Annotated in this window: 22 protein-coding genes; 5 read left to right on the forward strand and 17 right to left on the reverse strand. The window is 72.3% G+C overall.

The features are described 5' to 3' along the window. Positions 1-86 precede the first annotated feature (86 nt). Positions 87-854: a DeoR/GlpR family DNA-binding transcription regulator gene (locus tag ACFXMG_RS35695; RefSeq protein ID WP_383820989.1), complete on the forward strand. Its 768-nt coding sequence runs from the start codon at positions 87-89 to the stop codon at positions 852-854. A gap of 18 nt (positions 855-872) precedes the next feature. Here the strand turns inward: ACFXMG_RS35695 and ACFXMG_RS35700 are convergent, their stop codons facing one another. The 10 genes from ACFXMG_RS35700 to ACFXMG_RS35745 form a co-directional block, all read right to left on the reverse strand. After that, positions 873-1,865 carry a hypothetical protein gene (locus ACFXMG_RS35700; protein WP_383820986.1) on the reverse strand — a complete coding sequence of 331 codons (993 nt, stop codon included), beginning with the start codon at positions 1,863-1,865 and terminating at the stop codon, positions 873-875. 91 nt (positions 1,866-1,956) lie between these two features. Further along, positions 1,957-3,603 (reverse strand): dihydroxy-acid dehydratase, encoded by a 1,647-nt coding sequence (locus tag ACFXMG_RS35705; RefSeq protein ID WP_383820983.1) that lies wholly within the window; start codon positions 3,601-3,603, stop codon positions 1,957-1,959. Next, entirely contained in the window at positions 3,600-4,472 is an 873-nt protein-coding gene (locus ACFXMG_RS35710; RefSeq protein WP_383820980.1) for a fumarylacetoacetate hydrolase family protein, read from the reverse strand. The genes ACFXMG_RS35705 and ACFXMG_RS35710 overlap by 4 nt, the downstream gene beginning before the upstream one ends. Before the next feature lie 37 nt (positions 4,473-4,509). Next, entirely contained in the window at positions 4,510-5,871 is a 1,362-nt protein-coding gene (locus ACFXMG_RS35715; protein WP_383820977.1) for a hypothetical protein, read from the reverse strand. Between the two features lie 50 nt (positions 5,872-5,921). After that, positions 5,922-6,689 (reverse strand): DeoR/GlpR family DNA-binding transcription regulator, encoded by a 768-nt coding sequence (locus ACFXMG_RS35720; RefSeq protein ID WP_383820974.1) that lies wholly within the window; start codon positions 6,687-6,689, stop codon positions 5,922-5,924. Then, entirely contained in the window at positions 6,689-7,684 is a 996-nt protein-coding gene (locus tag ACFXMG_RS35725; RefSeq protein WP_383820971.1) for a D-2-hydroxyacid dehydrogenase, read from the reverse strand. The genes ACFXMG_RS35720 and ACFXMG_RS35725 overlap by 1 nt, the downstream gene beginning before the upstream one ends. A gap of 67 nt (positions 7,685-7,751) precedes the next feature. After that, positions 7,752-8,588, reverse strand: coding sequence for a carbohydrate ABC transporter permease (locus ACFXMG_RS35730; protein WP_383820968.1), 837 nt, complete (start codon positions 8,586-8,588; stop codon positions 7,752-7,754). 77 nt (positions 8,589-8,665) lie between these two features. Continuing rightward, a complete protein-coding gene (locus ACFXMG_RS35735; RefSeq protein WP_383820965.1) occupies positions 8,666-9,619 on the reverse strand; it encodes a carbohydrate ABC transporter permease in 954 nt (317 codons plus the stop codon). Positions 9,620-9,657: 38 nt separating this feature from the next. Beyond that, positions 9,658-10,953: an ABC transporter substrate-binding protein gene (locus tag ACFXMG_RS35740; RefSeq protein ID WP_383820962.1), complete on the reverse strand. Its 1,296-nt coding sequence runs from the start codon at positions 10,951-10,953 to the stop codon at positions 9,658-9,660. A 271-nt stretch (positions 10,954-11,224) separates the two neighbouring features. Next, positions 11,225-11,770, reverse strand: a complete 546-nt coding sequence (locus ACFXMG_RS35745) for a hypothetical protein (RefSeq protein WP_383820960.1) — start codon at positions 11,768-11,770, stop codon at positions 11,225-11,227. Between the two features lie 125 nt (positions 11,771-11,895). Here ACFXMG_RS35745 and ACFXMG_RS35750 point away from each other — a divergent pair, with 125 nt between their 5' ends. The 3 genes from ACFXMG_RS35750 to ACFXMG_RS35760 are packed head-to-tail and all read left to right on the forward strand — an operon-like array spanning position 11,896 to position 13,234. Then, entirely contained in the window at positions 11,896-12,225 is a 330-nt protein-coding gene (locus ACFXMG_RS35750) for a hypothetical protein (RefSeq protein WP_383820957.1), read from the forward strand. 38 nt (positions 12,226-12,263) lie between these two features. Continuing rightward, on the forward strand, positions 12,264-12,557 hold the full coding sequence (locus ACFXMG_RS35755; RefSeq protein ID WP_383820955.1) for a hypothetical protein: 294 nt from the start codon (positions 12,264-12,266) through the stop codon (positions 12,555-12,557). Continuing rightward, a complete protein-coding gene (locus tag ACFXMG_RS35760) occupies positions 12,554-13,234 on the forward strand; it encodes a polysaccharide deacetylase family protein (protein WP_383820954.1) in 681 nt (226 codons plus the stop codon). The genes ACFXMG_RS35755 and ACFXMG_RS35760 overlap by 4 nt, the downstream gene beginning before the upstream one ends. Before the next feature lie 119 nt (positions 13,235-13,353). Here ACFXMG_RS35760 and ACFXMG_RS35765 read toward each other — a convergent pair whose 3' ends face one another. The 5 genes from ACFXMG_RS35765 to ACFXMG_RS35785 all read right to left on the reverse strand — a co-directional run bounded on the left by ACFXMG_RS35765 (position 13,354) and on the right by ACFXMG_RS35785 (position 18,745). Beyond that, on the reverse strand, positions 13,354-14,205 hold the full coding sequence (locus ACFXMG_RS35765; RefSeq protein WP_383820951.1) for a ketose-bisphosphate aldolase: 852 nt from the start codon (positions 14,203-14,205) through the stop codon (positions 13,354-13,356). A 144-nt stretch (positions 14,206-14,349) separates the two neighbouring features. Further along, positions 14,350-15,276 carry an EamA family transporter gene (locus ACFXMG_RS35770; protein WP_383820948.1) on the reverse strand — a complete coding sequence of 309 codons (927 nt, stop codon included), beginning with the start codon at positions 15,274-15,276 and terminating at the stop codon, positions 14,350-14,352. Continuing rightward, positions 15,266-16,273, reverse strand: a complete 1,008-nt coding sequence (locus tag ACFXMG_RS35775) for an N-acetylglucosamine kinase (protein WP_383820946.1) — start codon at positions 16,271-16,273, stop codon at positions 15,266-15,268. Before ACFXMG_RS35775 ends, ACFXMG_RS35770 begins: the two co-directional genes overlap by 11 nt. A 49-nt stretch (positions 16,274-16,322) precedes the next feature. After that, positions 16,323-17,477 (reverse strand): SIS domain-containing protein, encoded by a 1,155-nt coding sequence (locus ACFXMG_RS35780; protein ID WP_383820943.1) that lies wholly within the window; start codon positions 17,475-17,477, stop codon positions 16,323-16,325. Continuing rightward, on the reverse strand, positions 17,474-18,745 hold the full coding sequence (locus ACFXMG_RS35785; RefSeq protein WP_383820941.1) for a D-tagatose-bisphosphate aldolase, class II, non-catalytic subunit: 1,272 nt from the start codon (positions 18,743-18,745) through the stop codon (positions 17,474-17,476). Before ACFXMG_RS35785 ends, ACFXMG_RS35780 begins: the two co-directional genes overlap by 4 nt. Positions 18,746-18,899: 154 nt before the next feature. Between ACFXMG_RS35785 and ACFXMG_RS35790 the strand changes: the two genes are divergently transcribed. After that, a complete protein-coding gene (locus ACFXMG_RS35790; RefSeq protein ID WP_383820937.1) occupies positions 18,900-19,697 on the forward strand; it encodes a GntR family transcriptional regulator in 798 nt (265 codons plus the stop codon). Between the two features lie 42 nt (positions 19,698-19,739). On the opposite strand, the gene ACFXMG_RS35795 is transcribed toward ACFXMG_RS35790, so the two are convergent. Both ACFXMG_RS35795 and ACFXMG_RS35800 read right to left on the reverse strand, forming a co-directional pair. Next, positions 19,740-20,618, reverse strand: coding sequence for a CPBP family intramembrane glutamic endopeptidase (locus ACFXMG_RS35795; RefSeq protein ID WP_383820934.1), 879 nt, complete (start codon positions 20,616-20,618; stop codon positions 19,740-19,742). A 146-nt stretch (positions 20,619-20,764) separates the two neighbouring features. Next, the gene (locus tag ACFXMG_RS35800) at positions 20,765-22,201 is read right to left on the reverse strand and encodes a nucleobase:cation symporter-2 family protein (protein ID WP_383820932.1); all 1,437 of its coding nucleotides are present in this window, start codon (positions 22,199-22,201) and stop codon (positions 20,765-20,767) included. Between the last annotated feature and the right edge of the window lie 222 nt (positions 22,202-22,423).

Here is a 22,423-nt window from a genome sequence, read left to right on the forward strand (position 1 = left end):
GAGTGCGGGGCGGGGGGCGGGTGGCGAATAATGGGAGCCGTCCGCCTTGATCCCGGCGGCCGTGAGGACGACGGACAGGACAGGACATGCTCAGCGCTGAACGGCGCATCGAACTGGTGCGGCTGGTGAGGGAGGAAGGCGTCGGTGAGGTGTCCGAGCTGGCGCGGCTCATGGACGTGTCCCCCTCCACGGTACGGCGGGACCTGACCTTCCTGGAGAAGGCCGGCACGCTCGTCCGGGTGCACGGCGGCGCGGTGCTGACCACGGCGGCCGACGGGCCCACGGACGAACCCGGCCCCGGCGAACGCCGTCAGGAGCATCCGCGCGAGAAGGACGAGTTGGCCGATGCCGCCGCGCGACTCGTCGAGCCCGGCTCCACCGTGCTGATCACCGGAGGCACCACGTCCGAGGCGCTGGTGCGCCGGCTCGACCAGGTGCCCGGCCTGACCGTGGTGACGAACTCGCTCACCATCGCCACGCTCCTCTCCGACCGGCCGGACATCAACGTGGTGGTCCTCGGCGGCTACCTCCGCCACGGCGAGAACTCCCTCCTCGGCCACCTCACCCGGCTGGCCATGGCCGAACTGAGCGTCGACCAGGCGATCGTGACGACGTACGGCATCGGCAGGCACGGGCTCACCGGCGCGAACATCGCCGAGGCCGACACCGATCGCTTCCTGTTGCAGAGCGTGGCGAGGATCGTCGTCCTGGCCGACGGCAGCAAGTTCGCCCGGAGCGGCGGCATCCGGATCGTCGGTCCGGAGCGCGTCTCCACCGTCGTCACCGACGGCTCGGCACCGCGGGAGGAACTGGACGCGCTGCGCGAGCAGGGCATCGAGGTGGTGCTGGCCTGACCGGCACCACCTCGCGCCTCAGCCCCGGCGGTGGACGCCCTCGGGCACGCCCGGCCCCGGGAGGACCCGGCTCCGGGCCTCGCCGATCTCCCACGCGCCGTCCGGGCCGCCGTCCTGCACGAGGTGCAGGATTCCGTCGCCGCGCTGGACGGCGAGCTCCGTCCGGTCGGAGTCGTACGAGACCGCCGTCACGGCCAGGCCCCGGATCCGGCCCGCGCCCGGCAGGGGCACGTCCGCCCACCGGCGCCCGTCGCCGTCCACCACGCGCAGGACCGCGTCGTCGCCGACCGCGTAGCAGCGCAGGGTGTCGCCCATCGCGAGGGCCGTGACGTGCGCGGGCGCGGCGACCGAGCCGATGATCCGTCCCGGGCCGCCCCCGTGCCAGACGAGGAGCGACCCGTCGCCGGCCGTGGCGATCACGGCCGGCTCCGTCGCGAACGCGCCCCCCGCCACCACCGCCGCCGACACCACGGCCGACGACGGCGCGCGGTGCGCTTCGGTCACCTCCCAGTCGAGCTCCGGGTAGTCCCGGGGCCGGGCCGCGCACCGCGCCACTCCCCCGTCCGGGAGGGGGACCGCGGCGAACAGGACACCGTCGGCGCCTTCCGCGAGCGCGGGCGCTCCGGCGGCGCGCACCGGCAGCGTGCCCTCGTGGGTGAACGCCCGCTCGGGGCTCCAGCGCCACCGGTGCACGGCGGTGCCGTCGCCGGCGAGCAGTTCCAGGTGGTCCGGTCCGTGGACGCTCTGGACGACGGCGGCCGAGGTGTACCGGTGGCCGGCGGCGAAGTGGAGACCCCCGCTCCACGCGCCGGGCGGCGGGCCCGGCACCGGAGCGGTACCGGACGCGGCCGGGTCGTTGTTGTGCCAGAAGACCCACAGCCCGTCGTGGGGGTCGGGGACGACCAACTCGAAGTTCCCCCGCGCCCCGTAGCGCCCCTGGGCGAAGCCGGGCGAGCCCAGGAGCGGGGGGAAGGGCGTGTCGAGCGGGGGTGCGGCTGAACGGTGCGGCATCGGGTGTACGTCTCCTGGGTCCGAACGGACGGGTGGACGGGTGGACGGATGGGCGGATGGACGGGGGCGACGGCTGGACGGACGGGCAGGGTCAGACGGTGACGGCGCCGTCGGAGGCGGAGCCGACGGTGGACACGTACTTGGCGAACACCCCTCGTTCGACGGGCCGTTCGGGACGGGTCCAGGCGGCGCGGCGCTTCGCCAGCACGTCGTCGTCGACGAGCAGGTCCAGCGTTTCGGCCGCGGTGTCGACGGCCACCCGGTCGCCGTTCTCGATGAGCGCGATCGGGCCGCCCTGGTACGCCTCGGGGGCCACGTGGCCGATGACGAGTCCGTGGGAGACACCGCTGAAGCGTCCGTCGGTGACCAGGGCGACGGAGTCGCCGAGCCCCTGGCCGACCAGCGCGCCGGTGATGGAGAGCATCTCCCGCATGCCGGGGCCGCCCGCGGGGCCCTCGTAGCGGACGACGACCACGTCTCCCGCGACGACCTCGCCGGCCTGGATCGCGGCGAAGCACGCCTCCTCGGAGTCGTACACGCGGGCCGGGCCCTCCCGCCGGAAGTCGGGGCGCCCGCCCAGCTTGAGGACGCAGCCGTCAGGGGCGAGGGAGCCGCGCAGGACGGCCAGCGCGCCGGCGGGCTTGACCGGCTCGGCGACGGTCGTCACGACCCGCTGGCCGTCGGCCTCCCGCGCGTCGTCGGCGACCTGACGGAAGGCGCGGCCGTCGACGAGGGTGACGTTCTCGCGCAGCAGTCCGGCGTCCAGGAGCCGCCGGGCGACGAGCGAGGTGCCCCCGGCGCGCCACAGGTCGGCGGCGGTGTGGGGGCCGCTGGGCTTGAGGCCCGCCACGATGGGCACCTGGCGGCAGACGGCGCCGATCTCGTCGATGCGCAGGGGCAGTCCGGCCTCGCGCGCGATGGCGAGGAGGTGCAGGACGGCGTTGGTGGACCCGCCCATGGCCGCGACGGAGACGATCGCGTTGTGCAGGGCGTCGGCGGTGAGGAGGTCGGAGGGGCGGATCCCGTCCCGTACGGCTCGCATCGCCACCTCGCCCACGTGCGCCGCGGCGGTGCGCTTCTCGTCGGCGACGGCGGGGATGTCGCCGACGCCGAAGGGGGCGAGGCCGAGGAAGTCGGCCACGGATCCCATGGTGTTCGCGGTGTACTGGGCCGCGCAGGTGCCGGCGCCGGGGCAGGCGTGCCGGGCGAGGTCGTCGACGTCGGCCTGGTCCATGCGGCCCACGGCGCGTTCGCCCAGGGACTCCCACATGTCCTGGATGGTGACGTCACGTCCGCGCCAGCGGCCGGGCATCATGCTGCCGCTGTAGAGCACGGCGGCGGGGAGGTCGAGGCGGGCGAGGGCCATGATGGCGGCGGGGACGGTCTTGTCGCAGCCGACGATGGCGACGATGCCGTCGAACTGGTGGGCGCGTCCCATGAGTTCGATGGAGTCGGCGATCACCTCCCGGCTCACCAGCGACGCCCGCATGCCGGGGGTGCCCATGGTGAGGTTGTCGGAGACGGCGATCGTGTTGAACTCCATGGGCGTGCCGCCGGCGCGGCGCACGCCGTCGGCGACGTGGCCGGCGAGTTCGCGGTGGGTCAGATTGCAGGGCATGGTGCCCGTCCAGGTGGAGGCGATGCCGATGACCGGGCGTCGCATGTCCTCGTCGGACAGGCCCATCGCGTACAGGTGGGAGCGGGCGGGTGCCCGGTCGGGGTCGTCTGCGATGTTCACGCGGAGTCCTCTCGGGAAGCTTCGGTGATCCGTACGGGCGTGCGCAGGGTGCCGATGCCCTCGACCTCGACCTCGACGACGTCTCCGTCGCGCAGCCAGAGCTGCGGGGTGCGGCCCATGCCGACGCCGTGGGGGGTGCCGGTGGCGATGACGTCTCCCGGGTACAGGGTCATGAACCGGGAGAGGTAGGAGATGACCTCGCCGACGCCGAAGATCATCTCCTTGGTCGAACTGTCCTGCACCGTGGTGCCGTTGACGCGCGCGGAGATGGCGAGGGCCTGGGGCTCGGGGAGGTCGTCGGCGGTGACGATCCACGGGCCGAGGGGGCAGAAGTCGTCGAAGTTCTTGCCCCGGAACCACTGCCCGTCGGAGAACTGGGCGTCGCGGGCGGACAGGTCGTTGGCCACCGTGTAGCCGTAGACGTGCCCGGCGGCGGCTTCGGGCGTGACGTCGCGGGCGGTCCGGCCGATGACGACGGCGAGTTCCGCCTCCCAGTCGAGCTGCTCGGTGGCGCCCGGGGGGATGGTCACGGTGTCGTAGGGGCCGGTGAGGCAGTGGGCGGTCTTGACGAACGCGAGGGGGGTGGTGGGGGTGTCGAGCCCGGTCTCGCGGATGTGGTCGGCGTAGTTCAGGCCGATGCAGATGATCTTCTGCGGGGCCGTTAGGGGGCTGAGCAGCCGTACGTCCGCGAGCGGGAGGGGCGGGGCGACCGGCTCCAGCGCGGCGGTGTCGGTGCCGGCGGCGATCAGGTCGCGCACCGCGTCCGCCATGTGGCCGGGCTGTTCCTCGGCCAGGGGCACGGCGGTGGCGTCGTCGACGCGTGCGGCGAAGACACGGCCGTCGGGGTACCGGATGCGGGCGAGTCTCATGCGAGCTCCTGAGTGGTGGGGAAGGGGGTGGGAGCGGTCAGGCGAACTGCGGCAGGAAGCGCTTCTGGGCGGTGAGCAGCTCGTCCATGAGGGCCGCGGCGGCGTCGGGGGCGCTCACGGCGCCGTCGGCGAGAACCGCCTCGACGGCCAGGTCCCGGCTGCCGGTCATGGCCGCCTCCACGGCGAGGTCGACCGAGGTGAGGCGGCGCGCGAGGATCGAGGTGAGCGGGGCGGACAGGTCCGGGACGGAGACGGGGCGCAGTCCGCGCGCGGTGGCCACGCCGGGGATCTCCAGGGCGGCGGTGGCGGGCAGTCCGGGGACGGCTCCGCGGTTGGGGACGTTCACGGAGAACATCTCGCGGCGGTCGAAGGTGATCGACCTGATGATCGCGATGAGCTGTTCCTGCTCGCCGGTCGAGCGGTCGAACACCGTCTCGTCGAGCGGGACCTCGCCGTCGGCCTGGGCCCGCATGCCCTCGTAGCGGGCCTCGCCCCACGCCAGGATCTCGGGCACGGAGAAGGCGTCCACGCCGAGGGTCTTGCCGTAGTAGGCGCCGCCGGTGAACCGCTCGGGGAAGAACTCCACGACGTGCCGGTCGTTGGCCGCCGGGTAGGCGCCGTACCGCTGGAAGACCTCCCAGGAGAAGGGGTTGTGCCATGCCTTGCCGTTCTCCCAGATGGAGCCGATGTCCGCGGGGTCGGCGGGCTCGGCGAGCTCGCGGGTCATCCGCTCGCGGACGGCCGGCCAGGCGTCGCGGCCCTCGTGCCGGAAGTCGTAGATGAAGGTGAGGTGGTTGATGCCGGCGTAGAGGGTGGAGGTCTCCTCGAAGGGGAGGCCGGCGAAGGCGGCGAGTTCGCGCTGGACGTGGTGCATGCCGTGGCAGAGGCCCACCACGTCGACGCCCGCGTAGCGGGTCATGGCCTGGATGTTGGCCGTCATCGGGTTGCTGTAGTTGAAGAAGTACGCGTCGGGGGCGAGCTCGGCGATGTCGCGGGCGATGTCCACCATGACGGGTACGGTGCGCAGCAGCCGGGAGATGCCGCCGGGCATGACCGAGTCGCCGACGGGCTGGTACACGCCGTGCCGCACGCAGATCTCGTGGTCCTCCTGCCAGGCGGGCCGGCCGCCGACGCCCACGCAGGTGACGATGTAGTCGGCGCCGGGCAGCATGGCGCGGCGGTCGGTGGAGGAGCGGACGGTGATGCGGCCGTCGGCCGCGCGGGCGGTGGCCATCTGCTGGGCGAGCCGGTCGGCGACGGACAGGGCCTCCTCGTTCACGTCGACGAGGCGCAGTTCCCAGGCGCCGAGGTCGTCGGCGGAGATGAGGTCGGCGAGCAGGCCGCGGGTGAAGACGGCGCTGCCGGCGCCGATCAGGACGAGGACCCGGGAGTCGGGCATGGCGGGGTGTTCCCTTCGTGTGGAGGCCGGCACCCGGGGGTGCGGCGGGGTCATACCTGGTGGATGGCGACGGCGTGTTCGCGCAGGGCGTCCAGCGGCTCCTCCGGGGTCTCCCGGTCGGTGACGAGGACGTCGATGCGGGCGTTGGGCGCGATGCGTACGGCGCTGCGCCGGCTGAACTTGCTGTGGTCGGCGAGGACGACGAGGCGCCGGGCGGCGGCGACCATGTTGCGGTCGGTCTCGGCCTCGGCGAGGTGGGCGCCGAGGATGCCGTACTCGTGGTCCAGGCCGTAGGCGCTGAGGAAGGCCATGTCGATGTGGAGCTCGGCGAGTGCCTGGGTCGTCAGGTAGCCGAGCAGCGACATCTCGCCGGTGCGCATCAGTCCGCCGAGCACGATGACCTGGACGGGGGTGGGCAGGGTGCCGAGGTCGTGCGCGATGGCGATGGAGTTCGTGACCACGGTGACGTCCGGGACGGATGCCAGGTGCGGGACCATCTGGGCGGTGGTGGAGCCGCCGGTGAGCAGGATGGTGCTGCCGGGTTCGATGAGCTCGACGGCCCGGGCGGCGATGCGGTGCTTGGCGTCGGTGTTGTCCACGGCCCGGTCGTTGACGGGTCCCTCGTCGGCCTCGGGGTCCTGGAGGGAGAGGGCTCCGCCGTGGACGCGGCGGAGCAGGCCGCGCTCGTGCATCTCGTCCAGGTCGCGGCGTACGGTCGAGACGCTGACGCCGAGCAGCTGGGCCAGATCGTCGACGCCGATGGAGCGGCGCTCCTTGACGTGGGACAGCAGTCGGTCCCGGCGCCTCTCGCTCAGCATCAGTACCCCGCGTTCCGGTCGACGAGGTTGAGCAGTTCCCGGCCGTCCAGGAAGCGGCGCAGGTTCTCGGTGAACAGGGCCCGCACCTGCGTGTGGTAGGCGGGGGCGAAGCCGGCGACGTGCGGGGTGACGAGGACGTTCGGTTCGCTCCACAGCGGGCTGTCGAGCGGGAGGGGTTCGGTGGCGAACACGTCGAGGGCCGCGAAGCCGAGCTGCCCGTTCCTCAGGGCGGAGAGCATCGCCGTCTCGTCGACGACGCCGCCGCGCGCGGCGTTGATCAGGACGGTGCCGGGGCGCATCGAGGCGAACGCCTCCGCGTCGAGCAGGTGGTGTGTGGCGGGGGTGTGCGGGACGGTGAGGACGACGTAGTCGGAGCGGCCGAGCAGGTCGTACAGGCCGTCGGGACCGACGACCTCGGCGGTGTCCTCCTGGGCCGGGTCCGCGTAGCGTTCACCGCCGCGTTCGGCGCCTCGGCGCATGCCGATGACGTTCATGCCGAATGCCTGGGCGAGGCGTCCGATCTCCTTGCCGATCCGGCCGTATCCGACGATGCCGACGGTGGCGCCGGGCAGCATCCTGGGCATGAGCCGGTTCCAGCGGTGGTCGAAGTCCGGCCAGTCGGGCTTGTTCTGGAGGCCGATCATGGCCGGCAGGTGGTGGGCGTGGGCGAGGATCATCATCAGCGCGTACTCGGCGAGCGGCTTCGGGGAGACGCCGCCGATGGTGGTGAGGGGGGTGCTCGACCGCCACAGCGGAGTGGGCCGCACGTGATCGCACCCGGAGGTGTCGAGCTGGACCCAGCCCAGGCGGGGCGCCTGCGCGGCGGTGGGGAAGACGGTGCTGGTGTAGAGCACGTCCGTCCGGGCGAGCAGGTCGGCGGGGAGGTCCTCGGCGGACGCGGCGAGGTGCTTGTGCAGGGTGATGTCGTCGGAGACCGCGGCGACCTGTGCGAGCCAGTCGTCGTCGAAGTCGAGCGTGACGCAGACGTTGATCATGAAGGTTTCCTGTCGTGCGGGGGAGCGGGGTGGCGGCGGGGGGCCGGGGCCCCGGGGAGCCGCGCCGTCACTTGATCCCGGAGCGGGCCATGCCTTCGACGAAGTGGCGCTGGAAGACGGCGAAGACGAGCAGCATGGGGAGCATCGACACCAGGGACATGGCCATCAGCGCGCCGTAGTCGTGCCCGTACTGGTTCTTCAGGAAGAGCAGTCCCACCTGGAGCGTGTAGCTCCCGGGGTCCTTGAGGACGATCAGCGGCCAGGCGAACTCGTTCCACCGCCACATGAAGGTGAAGATGACGAGGACGGCGATCAGCGGCTTGCACAGCGGCAGCACCACACGGGTGAAGATGCGGAGCTGTCCCGCGCCGTCGACCTGCGCCGCCTCGATCAGCTCGTCGGGGATGCCCATCATGAACTGGCGCGCCATGAACAGGCCGAAGGCTTCGGCGAGCCGGGGCAGGATCACACCCCAGTCGGAGCCGATGAGGCCGAAGTCCACGACGAGGTGGAACTGCGGCACCATCACGACCTGGACCGGCACCATCAGGGTGCTGAGGATGAGGATGAACAGGATGTTCCGGCCCGGGAAGCGCAGCTTGGCGAAGGCGTAGCCGGCCATCAGGTTGATCACGACGGTCAGGACGACGGCCCCGACGGCGATCACGGCGGAGTTCAGGATCCAGTCGGCGTAGGGGAACTTCTCCCACGCGTCGGTGAAGTTGGCCCAGTGCAGGGTCGAGGGCCACAGGCGGAGCTCTCCGCTGCGCTGTTCGGCCGGCGAGGAGAGGGCGGTGACCGCCATCCAGTACACCGGGAAGAGCATGGCGAGTGCTCCGGTGACGGCCAGGGCCAGCCGCGCCCTGGTCGCGCGCCGCTCGCGCGTCTCCCGTGCGGTCGGCATGGCTGTTCTCCTCGTGCGTGCGGGGTGGTGGGGCGTGGGGCCGGGAGTCCGGGGGCCGGCGCCGGGGGTCGCGGATGTCATACGGCGTCCCGGCGGCGGCTCAGGCGCCACTGCACCACGGTCAGGATCAGGACGATGAGGTAGAGGACGACGCCGATGGCGGAGGCGTAGCCCTGGCGGCGCTGGTCGAAGCCCGCGGTGTAGGCGTAGGTGACGAGCATCGTGGTGGAGTTGCCGGGGCCGCCGCCGGTCATGACGTACACGATGTCGAAGACCTGGAAGCTGTTGATGATGCCGATGACCAGCAGGAAGAAGGTGGTCGGGGCGAGGGAGGGGATCGTGATGGAGCGCAGGGTCTGCCACCAGCCGGCGCCGTCGACCCGTGCCGCCTCGTAGAGTTCGCGCGGGATGCCCTGGAGGGCGGCCAGGTAGACGACCATGTTGAAGCCGAGGCCGATCCACAGGCCGACGACGATCAGCGAGAGCATGGCGGGGCCGCCCTGGGACTGCCAGGCCACGTCCCCGATGCCGACGAGGGTGAGCAGCTTGTTGACGATGCCGAGGTCGGCGTTGAACATCCAGGCCGCGGCGAGGGCGCTGCTGACGCCGGAGATCACCGCGGGCATGTAGAAGATCGCCCGGATCAGGCCCCGGCCCGGCAGGGGGCGGTTGAGCAGGAGGGCCGCGCCGAGTCCCGCCACGAGGCACAACGGGACGGACAGCAGGGTGTAGAGCGAGGTGTTGAGCAGGGCCTGCCAGAAGACGGCGTCGCCCATGATCTCCTGGAAGTTGCCGAGGCCGACGAACTCGGAGAGGCCGAAGCCGCTGGTCTTCTGGAAGCTGAGCCAGAACACCTGGACCAGCGGCCAGAGCATGAAGACCGCGAACACGGCGAGCGCGGGGGCGGCGAACGCCAGGCCCGTCCATGCCTCGCGCCTGCTCCTGAGGCGCCGTTTCCCTCCGGTGTGGGGTGGTTGTTTCGCGGGCACGTCGAGCGGCGCGGATCTCGCGGGGCTGTTGGCCAAAGCCATGGGTGTTCTCCTTGAACGGGGCCGCCGGGCCGGAGCCGTCAGGCGTCGAGCGCCTTCGTCAGGGCGTCGGCGAGGGCGGCGAGCGTCTCTCCGGACGACTGGCCGCCGGCGAAGTGCGCCTCCAACTGCTGGACCAGCGCGTCGTTGACGCCCGCGAATCCGGGGAGGGTCACGAGCTGGACGAGGTCGGCGGGGAGGGCGGTGGCCTGCTGCTGGAAGACCGGCATCAGGGAGGGCTGGACGGCGTAGTCGAGTCGCTCGCCGGCGAGCTGCTTGCGGGCGGGCAGGACGGTGGTCTTCTCGCAGTACAGCCGCATCTGCTCGGGTTCGGCGAGGAAGGCCGCGAAGCGGGCGGCGGCTTCCGGGTTGCGGCTCTGCTGGGTGACGACCACGGCGTTGCCCCCGAGGTCGGCCGCGTGCCCGCCCTGGCCGCGCGGCAGGAACGTGGCGCCGTACTCGATGGAGGTGGCGCGGGTGGAGATGTCGGGGAGGAGGAAGTCCCCGACGAACGCCATGGAGATCTTGCCGGTCGGGAAGACCAGGTCGGGGCTGTTGTTGGTCTTCAGGAGCATGTTCTTGGGCATGAGCCCGGCGTCGTAGAACGACTTGGTGAAGGCGAGCGTGCGGCCGGCCTCGGGTGACTCGATGGCGACGGACTTCCCGTCGGCCGACAGCGCGCGGCCGCCGGACTGCCAGAGCCAGTTGAACCAGCGGAACGCGCCGAACTGCTGCCAGTTGACGCCGAACGCGGCGTGTCCGGTCGACGCCTTGAGGCGCTGGGCGATCTCGAAGAACTCCTCCCAGGTCCACGCCTCCTCCAGGGTGGCGGGCACGTCCTTGATGCCGGCCTTGGCGAAGTGCTCCTTGTTGTAGAGCACCGCCGAGGTGTCGGTGTGGTGCGGGACGCCGTAGGGCTTGCCCTCGTACTGGACACCGGCCCACAGGGCGTCGATGAAGTCGGCCTTGTCCTTGCCGATCACGGAGTCGAGGTCCTGGAGGACGCCCTGCGCGCTGTACACGCCGATGTCGTTGTACGTGACGCGGAAGAGGTCCGGGCCCTGGCCCGACTGGAGGCGGGCGTCGAGCGTCGTCCGCATCTGCTCGTAGGGCAGTTGCTCGACCTTGACCTTGATGCCGGCGTTCTGCTTCTCGAAGGCGCGGGCGACCGCGTTGAAGGCGGCCATCTCCGCGTCGGAACCCCAGACGGAGAAGGTCAGGGTGCCGGGGTCGGACCCGCCCGACGAGCCCCCGCAGGCGGAGAGGGCGCCGGCGGCGGCGACAGCGATGGTGGTGGAACCGGCCGCTCGGAGGAGCTGGCGACGGCTGAGATGCATGGGGCCTCCTCATGGGCCTCAACAGAATGATGAGTTCCTATCAACCCCTTCCAGGAAGCATCAATAACTTCCACCAAAGTTTGCCCGGTGTTGCTCATTCTTGCTCACTTGCAGCAAAGAGGAGCAGCCCGACCCCTTGACTGGGTGCCGTGCCGTCGTTACGTTGCGGCCAGACCGTTCACTTGCTCATTTCTGCTCGTTTCTGCCCGCCTCGTCGGCGGGGGAACGGGCGACCTCGCAGGGAGGCGACATGGCCGACCGTGGGCCCTCGTCAGTGACCTGGCCGCTCCGACCACGGCGTCACAGTTCCGAGCACCGCGCTCTCGCCTCGTCCGGCCACGCGCAGCGCCGCTTCGGAGACTTCGGCGGGAGTGTGCCAGCGGCTGCCGTCCGGTCCCCGGTGCCAGCCGAGCAGCAGGTGGCGCACGACCGCGTCGCCCCGCCGTCCCTCCGGCAGCGGCGGGGGCGGAGCCCCTTCGGCGGCGAACGCGCTCACCAGCAGGGCCACCATCAGCCCCTCCGTACGCTCCGCCAGCAGCTCCCAGGCGGCCTGCGGCGCGAACGGCTGGTAGGCCAGGGCGAGGCGGACGGGTCCTCGCGACGCCACCGCCTCGTCGACGGCGCGGCCGAACGCCGCCGTGTCGGTGACGTCGGCGACCACGAGCCCCGAGGGCGGGACCGGTACGCCGGGCCGCGACGCGTCGGCCGAGCGGGACACCACGGAGACCGCTGCCCCACGCGCCGCGAGGGCCTGGACGGCGGGGGCCAGGATTCCCGTACCTCCGACCACCAGCACGTGTTCGCCTCCGACGGTCATAGCTCTCTCCTCGGTTTGGGGGGGGTGGGGGGGGTGGTCCGGAGCGTACACACCACGCACCACGTACCCGTCCCGTCCCGTCCCGTCCGCACCGAGGTCAATCCGTCCTCCGCCGTGGAGTGTTCATGCCTTTCATCCAGCTCACCACCCCCTCCCCCGCCCCCGGCGCCTCCCCCGCCCCCGCCGTCGCCGGACGCCTCGCCGAGGAGTTCGCCGGGGCCCTCGGGCTGCCGGACGGCGCGGTCATCGTGCAGCACGTCGTCGCGGAGACGGTCACCGGCCCCGGCGCCGTGGCCGTCGTCCGCGGACGCCCGCGCGACGCCGCGCTGACGCGGCGCGCCGTCGACCGCGCCGGCGCCGTGCTCAGCGAGGCACTCGGCGTCCATCCCGACCTGGTCCTCGTCAGCTGGCCCCACCCGGGGACGTCGGCCACCGGCGGCGAACCCCTCGCCTGACCAGACGCAGCAACCACCCACCGTAAGGAGCACGACTCATGAGTCCTCAGTACACACCGCATCCGGACCCGCGCTCGGTCCTGGCCGACTGCGAGCAGCGGGCCCTGGAGCGGGAGGGCATCCCCATGTTCCTCGCCCTGGAGGACCTGACCGGCCCCGCGCCCCGGGTCGGCGACGCCGTCGCCGTCGCCGAGGGCCCCCGCCTCGCCGGACTTGCCACCACCTACCGCGAGCAGGTGAGGCCGGACGCGGACGACAGCGACCTCGCCGCGCTCGCCTCCGTGATCACCGTCCTCGCACGCACCCACTTCCACCAGGAGAAGCAGGCATGACCGGCCTCGGATTCGACCAGCACGCGAACGCCCTGACCGAGGGCCGGCACCTGCGGGTCGTCAACTACCACAACACCCCGCACGCCACCGCCGACCAGCTGCGCGCGGACCTCACCGCCTACGCCGCGGCCTTCACCTCCGTCACCCTGGAGGATCTGGACCGCTTCTTCGCGACGGGCGTCTGGCACCTGGACCGCCCGGGGTTCATCCCCGTCTTCTACGAGGGCTACCTGAACAACGCCACGGTGGCGGCGCCGATCTGCGACGAGCTCGGCATCACCGCGTGGTTCCCGGTCATCACCCAGTTCATCGACTGCCCGGTGGCGGACCAGCGCGCGTTCGCCGACGCCCACGACATCGACCTGGTCGAGGAGGAGCGGGAGACCGAGCAGCTCGCCATGACCTGGGACCAGGTCGCCGCCCTGGCGGAGCGGCACGTGATCACCCCGCACACCGCCACGCACGAGCAGGTCGCCAAGATCATCACGCCCGAGGACTTCGACCGGGAGATCGTGCGGCCCCGCCTGGCCGTGGAGCGGGTCACGGGCCGGGAGGCGCCGGCGTTCGTCGCGCTGTACGGCACGCCGCACGGCACCAGCCCGGTCCACGACCGCGCCATCAGGGAGGCGGGCTACCGCTACCACATCAGCAACACGGCCATCCAGCGCATCGGCTGACGTCCCGCGCCCACGACGAGGCCGGGGTGGCACGAGAGCTTCTCGTGCCACCCGGCCTTTCGTATGCGGCGCGGCTCCGTATGCGCCGTATGCGCCGTATGCTCCCGGACGACGCCGGGTCAGGCGGCGGCGAGGGCGCGCAGCAGGTCCCGCACGGTGGCGGCCACCTCGTCCCTGGCCGACCCGAGGTAGCTACGCGGGTCCGTGAGGGCAGGCGCCTCGTCCAGCGAGCGACGCACCGCCGCGGTGAAGGCCACGTTGAGCGCGGTACCTATGTTGATCTTGGTCATGCCGGCCCTGATCGCGTCACGCAGCTCCCCGTCGGGGACGCCGGAGGACCCGTGGAGCACGAGGGGGACGGGGACGGCCTCGCGCAGCCGGCGGATGAGGCCGTGGTCCAGCGTGGCCGAACGCTCGGTCATCGCGTGCGAGCTGCCGACCGCCACGGCGAGGGCGTCCACGCCGGTGCGGCGCACGTAGTCCGCGGCTTCGGCGGGGTCCGTACGCACTCCGGCCGCGTGCGCGCTCGCGGGCGCGTCCGGCTTCCCGCCGACGTAGCCGAGCTCCGCCTCCAGCCACAGTCCGGCGCCGTGCGCCCAGCGCGCGGCGGCCGCCGTGGCGTCGAGGTTCCGCGCGAAGGAGAGCGCTCCGGCGTCGTACATCACGGAGGAGAAGCCCGCGTCGGCCGCCTGGCGCAGCAGCTCCATGTCGGTGACGTGGTCGAGGTGGAGCGCGGCCTCGGCACGGGAGGCGCGGGCGACCGCGCCCGCGGCGCGCGCCAGGGGCTCGGCCCTCCCCCCGTGGTAGCGGACGGCGTTCTCGCTGATCTGGAGGATCACGGGACGGCCGGCTTCCTCGGCGCCGGCCATGACCGCCTCGGCGTGTTCGAGGGTGATCACGTTGAAGGCGGCGACCGACCGGCCGTCCGCGGCGGCTCGGGCGACCAGTTCTCCGGTGGGGACGAGGGGCATGTCGGGTTCCTTGCCTGTCGTAGGTGTCGGGGGGCTGAGGGATCGGGGGCACGACGACAGCGCGCCGGGCCCGGTCGCTGTGCGGTGCGATCGGGCCCGGCGCGTGGGGAGAGCGGAGAGGTGACCTCGGGCGGTGACGCTCCGTCAGAACGTGACCGTCGGGCGCGACTCCGGCGCCGCCGCGGCCTCCTCGCGCTTCTCGTCGGCGCGGACCATCAGGGTCGAGCCCGCGAGGGCCAGGGCGATGCCGAGGGCGGCCCAGACCGTCGGAAGGGTCCGGTACACGGCGAGGGAGAGCAGGATCGTGAGGACGGGGGCCAGCGCGTTGGTGAGCGGGGCCACGACGGCCGCCTTGCCCCGGCTCAGGGCCATGACCAGGAACAGCGCCCCGACGGCGTTGAGCAGCTGGGTTCCGGCGCTGAGCGCCGGCGCCTGCCACGGCGCGCCCGAGGGCAGGCCGCCCGCCATCAGCCAGGCGACAGGAGCCAGCAGCAGGCCGCTGATGGTCATCCAGCCGAAGGTCGTCGCGTCGTTGACGCCCGACAGGGCGGCCTTGCGCATGAAGAACGCCTGGGCTCCCCACGCCGCGCACACCGCGATCGCGAGCGGAAGCCACGGCCCGGCGGACGCGGCGCCGTCGCCGCCCGCCGGAATGCTCACCAGGACGATCGCGACCAGGGCGGCGACGACGCCGCAGACCGCCTGCCTCCCGATCCGCTCGCGCAGGAGGACGACGGCCATCAGGACCGTGATCACCGGTGAGAGCGACACGACGGGGAAGATCAGGTACGCGGGTCCGTCGGACAGGGCCTGGAACAGCAGCAGTTGGCCTCCCGCGCCGGTCAGACCGCAGAGCAGTCCGTACAGCGCGGCGACGGGCCTGCGGTCGAAGCGCTGCCGGCGCAGCATGACGGCGGCGGGGACGATCATGGTGAGGGACCAGATGACGTAGACCATCTCCACGGGGTAGCCGTACAGATCCGTGGGACGGCTGGAGAAGGCTCCCCACACGCCCCAGAACAGGATCAGCAGACCGGCGTAGAGCATCCAGCCGCGCTTGTCAGTGCTCATGGGCCCGCTCCGTGACGGTCTCCGCCGGGGGGACGCGCAGGGTGTCCAGCGCCGTCGTGTCGAGGGGTGCCCCGGCGAGTGTCGCCGCGTGGAGCGCGGCTCCGACCACCGGTTCGAAGAGCGGGTGCCGCAGGTCGTAGTGGGTGTCGCCGTCGGCGAGGGCGGCGGTGAAGGACGCGAGGACGGTTTCCGAGGCGAAGACCCCGCCGGAGTACGAGACCGGCACGGTCTCGTCCGCGGCGAATCCGAGGCGGCGGCGGGCGCTGTCGACCAGGAGCGCGAGCTCGCGCCCCGCGTCGGCGAGGATGGCCCCGGCCGCCTCGTCGCCGAGCTCGGCCGCCTCGGCTATCCGGGGGCTCAGGGCGGCGATCTCGCCGCGACGCCCCTGGAGGCGGTTGAGGACGACGTCGACGAGGTCGAGGTCGGAGGTGAGCCGCAGGTGCCGGCGGAGCACGGCGGCGAGCGGGCCCTCGGGGAGCCGGCCGTCGCTCATGCGGGAGAAGGCGTTGAGGCCGCGGGCGGCTATCCAGTAGGCGGACCCCTCGTCGCTGAAGAGTTCGCCCCAGCCGCCGGTCCGGGCGCCGTGCCCGTGCCGTTCGCCGTACGCCATGGATCCGGTGCCGCTGATGACGTTGACGCCGTCGGCGCCGCCGAGCGAGCCCGCCCAGCCGCAGACCATGTCGTTGTCGCAGGCGTACCGGTGGTGTCCGAGCACTCCGTACGGCACGGCGTCCAGCGCGGCGACGTCCGCGGCGGCCTCGCCGTAGCCGGGGAGGCCGAGGAAGGCGTAGCGGATGTCGGCCGGCCGGATGCCGGCGTCGGCGCACACGGAAGTGACGCCGTCGGCGAGCACCCGGGCGACGTGGGCGATGCCGTCCGCGGCGTTGTCCGAGAAGTAGTAGGCACCGACGCCCAGCGCCCTGGCCCGCACCTTCCCGGAGGGGTCGATGAGGCAGAAGGCGGTCTTGGTGCCTCCTCCGTCCACACCCAGGAACATCGTGTCTTCTCCGATCGGTGTCGTCATGGACGCTGTGCGGCGGGTGGGGTCAGCGGGTCGGGAGCGGGTGCACGGTCACGCCCTGCACCACGCGGTTGACCTCGCCCGAGGGGAACGGGTTGTCGGGTCGGATGCCCCGGGAGAGGGAGGCGCGCAGGGCGATGAGCTGTGCGCACACCACGGCGGGCAGGGCGAAGGCCGTGTCGTCGGTGCCCGGCTGCACGGGCACCAGCCAGGTGCCGTCCGCGGGAAGGCCGTCGGGGCGGGCGGAGACGGCGACCACGTTGCCCGGCGGCAGCGCCGCGCGGAGTTCGGCGACGATGTCCAGGTCGTACTTGCGCGTGTACGCGTCGTTCGACACGTACACGACCACCGCGGTGCGGTCGTTGAGCACCGCCTTGGGTCCGTGCCGGAAGCCGAGCGGGGTGTCGGCGGTCGCGACGACCGCGCCGCCGGTCAGTTCGAGCAGCTTGAGCGCGGATTCCCCGGCGAGTCCCTTCAGGGTGCCGCCGCCGAGGTAGACCAGGCGCTCGGGGGCCCGGGCGAGCAGGGAGTCCACGGCGGCGTCGAGACCGCCGTCGGTGATCCTCTCCGCGACGGCCGCGAGCCCGGCCACCGACGCGGCGGCGGAGGCGGGGCCGAGGGCGAGGAGGGCGGCGAGCAGCATGCACGTGAAGCTGGACGTCATCGCGAAGCCGCGGTCGTTGGCCTCCGGCGGCATCAGGAGCACGTACGACGACGGGCGCCCGGCGTGCTCGCGGGCCAGACGTCCTTCGCTGTTGCAGGTGATGACCAGGTGGGCGACCCGGGTCAGGCAGCGCTCCGCGAGGTCGGCCGCGGCCGTGCTCTCCGGGCTGTCGCCGGATCTGGCGAAGGAGACCAGGAGGGTGGGCACGTCCTCGGTGAAGCTGCCGTGCGGGTCGGCGACGATGTCGGTGGTCGCGACGGCGTCGACGCGGCGTCCGAGGTGGCGGCTCAGTCCGGTGCGGAGCACCTCTCCGGCGAAGCCCGAGGTGCCGGCGCCGGTCAGCACGATCCGCGCGTCCGGCGCGGAGAGGACCGGTCCGAGGAAGGCGTCCAGCGCCGTGCGCCCGGTGGCGACGATACGGCCGACCTCCCGCCACAGGGCGGGCTGCTGGGCGATCTCGGCGACCGTGTGCTCCGCGCCGGTGTCGGCGGGCAGGGTGCTGAGCGGGGTGTTCACACGTACTCCTTCTCGTGGGCGGCGCATGCGCGGTCGTACTCCCGCAGGACGTCGCGGACGCGGTCGATGACCAGCGCCTCGGGCGTGGGGGCGAGCCCGCCGGCGCGCACGCGCCGGTACTGCTCGGGCAGGTGCGCGCTGAGCAGGGGATGGGGGATGTCCAGAGCGGACAGGTTGTCGAAGAGGCGCTGCTGCGCGGCGGCGATCTCGGGGTCGGGCCAGTAGTAGCGCATCCGGTCGCTGTAGCTGTAGCGCCGGGCCAGGCGCTGGTCGTCGGCGTCGCCCTCGTAGTAGCTCCGCCACCAGGTGGGCTCGGCGCGCATCCGCTCCTCGGTGATCTCGACGAGGCGCGAACGGCGCCCATCGGACACCAGTTCGATCTCGATCGCGGCGAGGGCGAACAGCGCCTCGCGCAGCGCGAAGGTGAGGCCGGGGCCCACCTTGAGGACGGCCCAGTGGTCCTCCACCAGCGCGGTGAGGGCGGTCTCGGTCTGGTAGTCGGTGGAGTGGGCCTCGAAGACCATGTCCGGCTCGTCGTCGAGCACGGTGCGCAGGTCGGCGGTCCGCTCACGGCGGTAGTCGATGACCTGGAGGTGGTCGAACTCCACTCCGGGCTGGACCACCAGGGCCACGATCCTCGGCCACACGTCGGAGAGCCCCTGGGCCGCGAAGGCGGCGCGGTGGCGCTCCAGGGTGAGCCGGGCCGATCCGGCCGTGGTGGGAGCCACCTCGTCCAGGGTCTCGTGCGCGCCTCCCGGGACGGGCACTTCGGTGCCGATGACGTACCGGATCCGGCCGGCTCCGGCTCCGGCCGCGGCTTCCGCGGTGCGCACCAGGCGCGCGGCCCGCTCGGCGACGATGTCGTCGGTCAGGGGGGTGGGGTCGCCGGCGCAGGGGAAGCTGCAATCGAGGTGGATCTTGGTGAATCCGGCCCGGACGTAGGCGTCGACGAGGGTGTCGGCCTCCGCCATGGCCTCGTCGGGCGACAGCGAGCGCCACCGCTGCGGGCCGAGGTGGTCGCCGCCGAGGACGATCCGGTCGGCGGGCAGGTGGTGGGCGGCGGCGATCCCGTGGACCAGGTCCCGGAAGTCCGCGGGAAGCATGCCCGTGTAACCGCCGTACTGGTCCACCTGGTTCGAGGTGGCCTCGACCAGCAGGTGCGCGCCGCTGTCGAGCGCCTGCAGCACGGCCGCCTCGATCACCAGCGGGTGCGCGGAGCAGACGGACGCGATACCCCGTGGCTCACCGGCCTTCTGCCCTCGCACCACGGCGTCCAACGGACTCGGGCTCCACATGTCCACTCCAGGTTTCTGTCGGTTCTGACAGGTTTTGGGGGTGGATGGGCCGTTCGGCTCACCCTGCGCGGAACGATACTGGTCAGCCTGTTGGACGTCAACGGTATGTTATTGGTATGCTACTGGTATGCCTTCTCCGGACGAGCCCCGCCTGCCTCAGGGCCTGCTCAGCGACGACGCCCTTCCCCTCTACGCGCAGATCGCCACGCGCCTCTTCGACGACATCACGGCCGACGGCGCGCGGGCCGGCGACCGCCTGCCCTCCGAGCGGGCGCTGGCCGGCCGGTACGAGGTCTCGCGCGTCACCATGCGCGCGGCACTGAACGAGCTGGGCTCCCGCGGGCTCATCGAGTCAGCGCCCGCGCGCGGCTGGTTCGTCAGGGAGACCCGCATGGGCGGCCCGTCCGCGCCCGACGCCACCCCGGCGACCACGCCCGGCGGCCGCACGGTGCAGGGGTTCGCGGACTACGCCCTCAAGCACGGGCTGTCGACCCGCACGACGGTCCTGGAGTCGGCGGTACGGCCGGCGACCCTTCAGGAGGCCGAGGAGCTGCGGATGGGGCCGGGCAGCCCCCTGTTCGAGATGCGGCGCCTGCGCTTCCTCGACGGACTGGTCGTCGTCGTCGAGCACAACCGGCTCCCGCTCGGGCTGTGCCCGCCGCTCGCCGACACCGACTTCACGACCGCGTCCCTCTACGCGACCCTGCGCCGCGCGACCCCGCCCCAACTGCCGCGCGTCGCCGACTACTCCGTCGAGGCCCGGCAGCCCACCGACGCGGAACGGCGGCTGCTGGACATCACCGACAGCACGCCCGTACTGGTCGCCACCCAGCTCGCCTTCAACCAGGACGCCCGTCCGCTGGAGCTGACGGTGGCGACGTACCGGGGAGACCGGTACCGCTTCCGGGCCTCGATCACGGACTGATGCTTGTTCCCCTCGCGGTGCCGGTGCCGGTGTCGGGGTCGGTCAGGTCGAACTCGGTCGGGAGCGGCGGCCCTTGACGAGGAGGACGGCCACGACGGCGAGGGCGACCATGAGGAACGTGCTGCCCGCGGTGACGGCCGACCACAGCCCGCCCTGGGACACCGCCCCCTCGTCCACCCCGCCGGTGGCGAGGAAGGTGGTCGGGTCGGTCAGCGCGTGCAGGACGATCGCCACCCAGATCGAACCGGTGACCCGCATCGTGAGGTACATGCACGTGCCGAAACCGAAGGTGTAGACGACGGTGGCCGCCACCGTGCCGGGCGTCATGCCGGACAGCAGGTTGACCGAGTGCATGGCCGCGAAGAGGACGGACGAGGCGACCATCACGTACCGCTCGCTGTGACGGGCGTCGCGCAGCACCTTCACGACCAGGCCCCGCGTGATCAGCTCCTCGGCGAGACCGATGCACAGGCCCGCCACCGCGAGCGCGGCGATCCGCCCCGCCGTCCAGGAGCTCCACTCGATCGTCCCGACGTGCCCCGCGATCGCCAGGCAGACGAGGGCCGGGGCGAGCCACATCCACCGTGGCCCCCGGTCGGCGCGGCGGCCGAAGACGCTCCGGGTCCAGCCCAGGGCGCGGGTGAGGCCGACGAGGGTGAGGGCACCGATCCCGACCGGCAGGACCAGCCCGAAGAAGATGCTCGCGGCGGTGGCCAGCACGTCGCCTTCGACGATCCGGTCCCCGGCGAAGCGGGCGACCACCCACCCCACGGCCAGGTAGTAGACGAGGTAGGCGAGCACGAGGGCCACAGCCTGCTTGGTTGACGGGCGGCCGATCCATCGCGGCGCCCCGGTCCTGATGTCCAGCGGTGATACCGGCAGCTCTTCCGAGCGGTGACGGGCCCGCTGCTTGTTCTTCATCCCATAAATGTCCGATCGGGCGATTTCCGCATCAAGGGACGAAGGGCCCCTTCCGGAGAGGACCAGGACCTCACCAGGACGGTCCCTTCGGACCCACGGCGGCCGGCCCCTCCCGCTGATCGCGCGGGAGGGGCCGGTCCGGGCCGTCAGTGGTGGGCGGTCGGTGCGGGTACGGCTTCCGGGGCGGGGTCGGACCGGCGGCCGAGGTGGTTGAAGGCGAGGTTGAGCAGGACGGCGACGACGCAGCCGGTGCTGATGCCGGAGTCGAGGACGATGCGGGCGCCCTCGGGGAACGCGTGGTAGAAGTTCGGCGCGGCGATCGGGATGATGCCGGCGCCGAGGGAGATGGCGACGATGAGGACGTTGTCGCCGCGCTCCAGGGCGGCTCCGGCGAGGGTCTGGATGCCGCTGGCGGCGACCGTGCCGAAGAGGGCGATGCCGACGCCGCCGAGGACGGGCTGCGGGATGAGCGCGACGACGGCGGCGAGGAGCGGGCAGAGGCCGAGCAGGAGGAGGATGCCGCCCGCCGCGGCGACGACGAAGCGGCTGCGGACCTTGGTGATGGCGACCAGACCGACGTTCTGCGCGAAGGCGCTGGCGGCGAAGCCGTTGAAGAGGGGGCTGAGGGCCGTGCCGAGACCGTCGGCGCGCAGGGCCGCCGCGAGGGTCTTCTCGTCGGCCGGCCGCTCGACGATCTCACCGAGGGCCAGGACGTCGGCGGTGGACTCGGTCATCGACACGAGCATCACGATGCACATGGAGATGATCGCCGCGGCCGCGAACTGCGGTGCGCCGAAGTGGAACGGGGTGGGGATGCCGATGATGTCGGCGTCGCCGACGGCGCTGAAGTCGGCGACGCCCAGCGGCAGTGAGATCAGGGTTCCGGCGATCAGTCCCAGCAGGATCGAGATCTGCTTGAGGAAGCCCCGCAGCAGCCTGCGCAGGGCCACGGTGATCAGCAGGGTGACGGTGGCCAGGCCGATGTACTTGAGGCTGCCGTACTCCGGTGCCTGCGGGTTCCCGCCCTGGGACCAGTTGAAGGCGACCGGCAGCAGGGACACGCCGATGAGGGTGATGACCGTCCCGGTGACGACGGGCGGGAAGAAGCGGATCAGCTTGCAGAAGAAGGGGGCGAGGAGGAAGCCGAAGACTCCGGCGACGATCACGGCGCCGTAGATGACGGGCAGGGCGTCCTCGGGGCCTTCGGCCTTCGCGATCGCCAGCATGGGGGCGACACCGGCGAAGGAGACGCCGTTGACGAACGGCAGCCGTGCGCCGACCTTCCAGAAGCCGAGGGTCTGGAGCAGCGTGGCTATCCCGGAGGTGAACAGGCTGGCGCTCATCAGGAACGCGATGTCCGCCGTGGACAGTCCGACGCCGATGCCGACCACCAGCGGTGGTGCGACGACGCCGGCGTACATGGCCGCGACGTGCTGGAGACCGGCACTGAAGAGCTTCAGCGGGGGCAGCATCTGGTCGACCGGGTGGGTGCCCCCGGCTTCGGGTCTTTCGGGGGTCCCGGGGCGGGGACCGGGCTCGCCTTCGGCCTTCGACGGGTCCGAGGCGGGGTGGGTTTCCGGCATGACGTGTCTCCTGGCCGCGGCGGTCCCGGGGGGACGCGGGCAGCCCTAAGGGAGAGCCGGCGTCGGGGACGCGCGGCCCTGCGGGGTGCGGATGGGAAGGACGTACCGACGCGCGGCGTGCGAACGCGCGGCTCTGCTGTACGAGTACGGGTACGGGTGGAACGGCGGTACGTGCGGTACGGAAGGCGCGGCGGTGGTGCGGTCGGCGCGGCAGGGGTGCGG

The organism is Streptomyces sp. NPDC059201, assembly GCF_042754585.1.
Taxonomy (GTDB): Bacteria; Actinomycetota; Actinomycetes; order Streptomycetales; family Streptomycetaceae; genus Streptomyces.